Annotated in this window: 2 protein-coding genes; one reads left to right on the forward strand and one right to left on the reverse strand. The window is 67.5% G+C overall.

What is annotated here, in order from left to right:
• Positions 1-305 (reverse strand): PAS domain-containing protein (locus tag ACFYXB_RS45595; RefSeq protein WP_389591387.1); only part of this gene is annotated, 305 nt, incomplete at its 3' end.
• Between the two features lie 553 nt (positions 306-858).
• Between ACFYXB_RS45595 and ACFYXB_RS45600 the strand changes: the two genes are divergently transcribed.
• The gene (locus ACFYXB_RS45600; RefSeq protein ID WP_389591389.1) at positions 859-3,309 is read left to right on the forward strand and encodes a SpoIIE family protein phosphatase; all 2,451 of its coding nucleotides are present in this window, start codon (positions 859-861) and stop codon (positions 3,307-3,309) included.
• Positions 3,310-4,255: the final 946 nt, after the last annotated feature.

Consider the following 4,255-nt stretch of genomic DNA (forward strand, 5'->3'; position numbering starts at 1 on the left):
GCCTCGATCAAGCAGGCAACAGGTGGTGCTCCACCTTGCCCGGGAAACTCCATTACCCGCATCGCGACCGTCTTCGTCCTGGCGACGTGGACCACAAGATTCTCGGCCGACACCCGTTGGCTCGCGGGCCACAGATCACCGAAGTCACGTCCCAGGCACTGCTCACCGAAGTCACGTCCCAGGCACTGCTCCGCCGGCCTGCCCAGCGCCGTGGCCATCGCAGCGTTGAGGTCGCGGATGGCACCGTCCAACGTCAGCAGAGCCGCCGGCTCAGCCCTTCGGAGGAGTCCGTCCGAGGCGTCCATCTGTGGCTCCCTGACAGAAATAGCCTCTTCTGCAATATTCGCGCATTTTGCTGTGCTGTCTCGGCGAAGGGTGTGCTTGCCCCCTGTATCGAGTGACGACGGCAGGTGACCCGCTGGAAATGGTTGACGGCCCCCATGAGTAGGGGCGACGGAGGTCTGGACCAACTGCTTGTACTCGAACGATCGGATGGGGCGGCAATGCAGTCCTGAGTCCGGGGACGGTCGGTGCAAGTCCGGCACCACGAGCGTGCTGGGCGATTTGTTCTTTATCACCGATTTTCACCAGAAGGTGTGTGCTGCGCACCAGTGACTGTCCCGATCTCCACTCCTAGCCTCGTTGTTGCCACGAGCCGGACTACGCGACCCCGATCCCCGTAGACCGCGAGGAGAGGGGCAGTCCCGCATCAGCAGGAAGCCGCAGGTCCGCCGGGCCGCATCGCTGTCCGTTGCAGCGATGCCCGGACCGCCGGAGGGACGGCTCAACCGTAGGGCCGGCGAGGCGATCACCCCGTCTTCGGCCCGTTCTTGGAAATCCACGTGATGGGAGAATCCGGTGACAGAGATCCTTCAAGGCAGTCTCTGTGGGCGACTGGACCCCCGGGAGACGCCCGCCGCCGCCATCGCGATGATCGACGCCGAGGGGACGGTGGTGGGGTGGACGACCACGGCGCAGCGGCTGGTCGGCTACCCGGCCGCGGAAGTGGTGGGCCAGCCGATCTCCACCGTCCTGCCCCTCACCCGCCGAACGCTGCGGGAGTGGTCGTCGACCGAGCAGTGCCTGGCCCGGGGCGGCTGGTCCGGCACCTCGACCGTCCGCCACCGCGACGGCCATGCCCTCAAGGCGAGCCTGCGGATCTCGCTGCTGTGGGGCCAGGACGGGGAAATCCATTGGCTCGTCTCCGGTACCGACATCGCCTCGCTCTCCCCGATGGCGACCACCGGATGGGTGCGGGACTCACTTCTCACCCGCTCACCGATCGGCATCGTCGTGCGGGACCGGGACCTGCGCTGCGCCTGGGCCAATGACGCGATGGAGCAGCAGGACGGCGTCCCTTGCGATCAGCGGCTAGGACGCCGTTTGACGGATGCGCGGCCCGACACCGAGGCCGAAAGACTCGAGGGGGTGATGCGACAGGTGCTGGACAGCGGCGTCACCACGGTCCGTGAGTACCGTGCGTGGCCGTCGGCGGATCCGCGCCGTGAGCACGCGATCGCGGCCTCGTACTTCTGCCTCCAGGACGCCGACGGCCAGGCCATGGGGGTGTGCTGCATGAGTGTGGACCTCACCGCCGCCCAGAGGGCGCGCGAGCGCCTGGCCATCCTCAGCGAGGCCAGCACGCGCATAGGCAACAGTCTGGACGTGATGCAGATCGGTCAGGAGCTGGCCGACATCGCGGTGCCCCTCCTGGCCGACTACGTCAACGTCGACCTGGCCGAGTCGATCCAGTTCGGCGAAGCACCCTTCGCCCGCATCGGCCCGTCGGACGACCGCCGCCCCGTCCTGCGGCGTGCGGGCCTGGCCTCGATCCACCCCGGGGTCCCCGAGTCCCCGTGGGCGCGCGGTGAGCTGGTCGCCGTGCCACCGAACTCGCCCTTCGCCAAGGTCCTGTCCTCCGGCCGCTCCCATTTGGAACCGGTCCTGGACGGTTCTCCCGGGACCTGGTTCGACCACGACCCGGACCGGGCACGGACCATGCGTGAGAGCGGCATGCATTCCCTGATGGTCGTTCCCATCCGTACGCGGCGCGCCTTCCTGGGTACGGCGGTGTTCATCCGGACCGAGGAACCCACGCCGTTCCAGGAGGACGACCTGCTCCTGGCCGAGGGACTCGTCAGCCGGACGGCGCTCTCGCTGGACAACGCCCGCCGGTACGCACGCGAACGCAGCGCGGCCCTGACCCTCCAACGCAACCTGCTCCCCCCGCGTTCGGTGCAGGGCACGGCCATCGAGACAGCCTCACGCTATCTGCCGGCCGATGTGGACAACGGCGTCGGGGGCGACTGGTTCGACGTCATCCCGCTGTCCGGCGCCCGAACGGCACTGGTCGTGGGCGATGTCGTGGGACACGGCATCAACGCCGCGGCAACCATGGGCCGGCTGCGCACCGCAGTACACACGCTCGCGGACCTCGATCTGCCCCCCGACGAGCTGCTGACCCACCTCGACGACACGGTCCGGCGGATGGCCGAGGAAGACGCCGACTCTCACGACCCGAGCCGCGTCACCGGCGCGACCTGCCTGTATGCCGTCTACGACCCCGTCACCCGAAAGTGCACCATGGCACGGGCCGGGCACCCACCGCCCGCGGTCATCGACCCCCACGGCACGGTCACCTTCCCCCACCTGCCCACCGGAACACCGCTCGGCGTCGGGTTGGGGATCCCCTTCGAAGCCGTCGAGTTGGAACTGCCCGAGGGGAGCCAGCTCGCCCTGTACACCGACGGCCTCATCGAGAGCCGCGACCACGACATCGACGCCGGCATGATGCGTCTGTGCGGCACCCTGGCACATCCCGGGCGGTCCCTGGAAGGGCTCTGCTCCTCGGTGATCGAGACATTGCCGACTCAGTCACCGTGCGACGATGTGACTCTGCTCATCGCACGGACCCATGCGCTGAGCCCGAGCCAAACCACGTGCTGGGACCTACCCAGCGACCCGGCCGTCGTCAGTCACGCCCGCACCTTGGTCACCCGACGACTGGCCCAGTGGGGATTGGAACGTCTGGAGGCATCCACCCAGCTGATCATCAGCGAACTGGTCACCAACGCTGTCCGCCACGCCACAGGCCCGATCCGCCTGCGCCTGATCCGGCACCAGGTCCTGACCTGCGAAGTGACCGACACCAGCGACACCCTTCCCCGGCTGCGCCACGCCTGCACCAGCGACGAAGGCGGCCGCGGCCTCTACATCGTCGCCCAGCTCTGCCGGCGCCACGGAGCCAGGTGCCTGACGAGTGGCGGCAAGACCGTGTGGGCCGAACAGGAACTCGACCCCGGAAGCTGAAGCACGTAGCCCGCGTGCTGAGCCCCCCACAGATACCCGCGCCAACTGGTCTCCTGGACCAAGGTGTTGCTCCATGACACCGAAGGCGGGAGGCATTGACGCCCGGTTGAACTCGCATGTGGCAGGGGTCAGTCGGGGCCAAACTGAGCAGCCGTGCCGAGACACTCCCGGACGGTGATGGACGCCAGCAGAGCTGAACGAGAAGCTCAGTGAGCCCCCGACAAGGCCACCAACATTCCTCATCGCGTTCGGGACGAAGAGGTCGTGCCAGACCCGTGCCAGGTCGTGCGGGGAACCACGGCGAACACCGGGGAACCAGTCGACCGCCCGACAGGTACCGACACCGCTCCGTCGCAGGTCAGCCCCGAAGCAAGCCCTAGACGCAATTAGCTTCCCAAGCTGATGGCCTGCTACCGGCCTTGACCACCGTCGGCCCGTGCTGATCGGCTGAGCCCATGGCCACGGACTTCAGCGAGTACGAGGCGGCAGTGCCGATCTTGGCGGCGCACCAATGAGCCGCTCGTTGTCCTGGTCTTTGTCCAGTGCACTGACGGACGCCATCGTTCGCCGCCGTACGCGAACCCCGTCTGAGCTGCACAGTGAACGCCCACGACCGACTCTGAACAGCCATGCGGACAGTTGGAAAGCGTGTTGGTCTCGCGGCTGAGCGCGGAGGCGCTGAGGCCTCCCGTCGACAACTGCCATCGTTCTGACCATGATTGGCCAATGCCCGAATTCAGTTGGCCGGACCGCTCCCTGGTGCCGGCCTCGGATGCAGTAGACCGGAGCTGGCCAGCAACGGTCTCCGCACTTCCCCTGGATCTCACGTCAGCGGTCGCGTCATCGGCCGACGGGCCTTCCCCCGTGAAGGTGGGCACGCGGTTATTGATCACGCGGCGAGCGTGAGTTTAGCGGTGTGGTGTCGGTGTTCGTATTCGTTGGGGCT

Origin of the sequence: Streptomyces sp. NPDC002619 (assembly GCF_042889305.1) — a bacterium.
Lineage (GTDB): Bacteria > Actinomycetota > Actinomycetes > Streptomycetales > Streptomycetaceae > Streptomyces.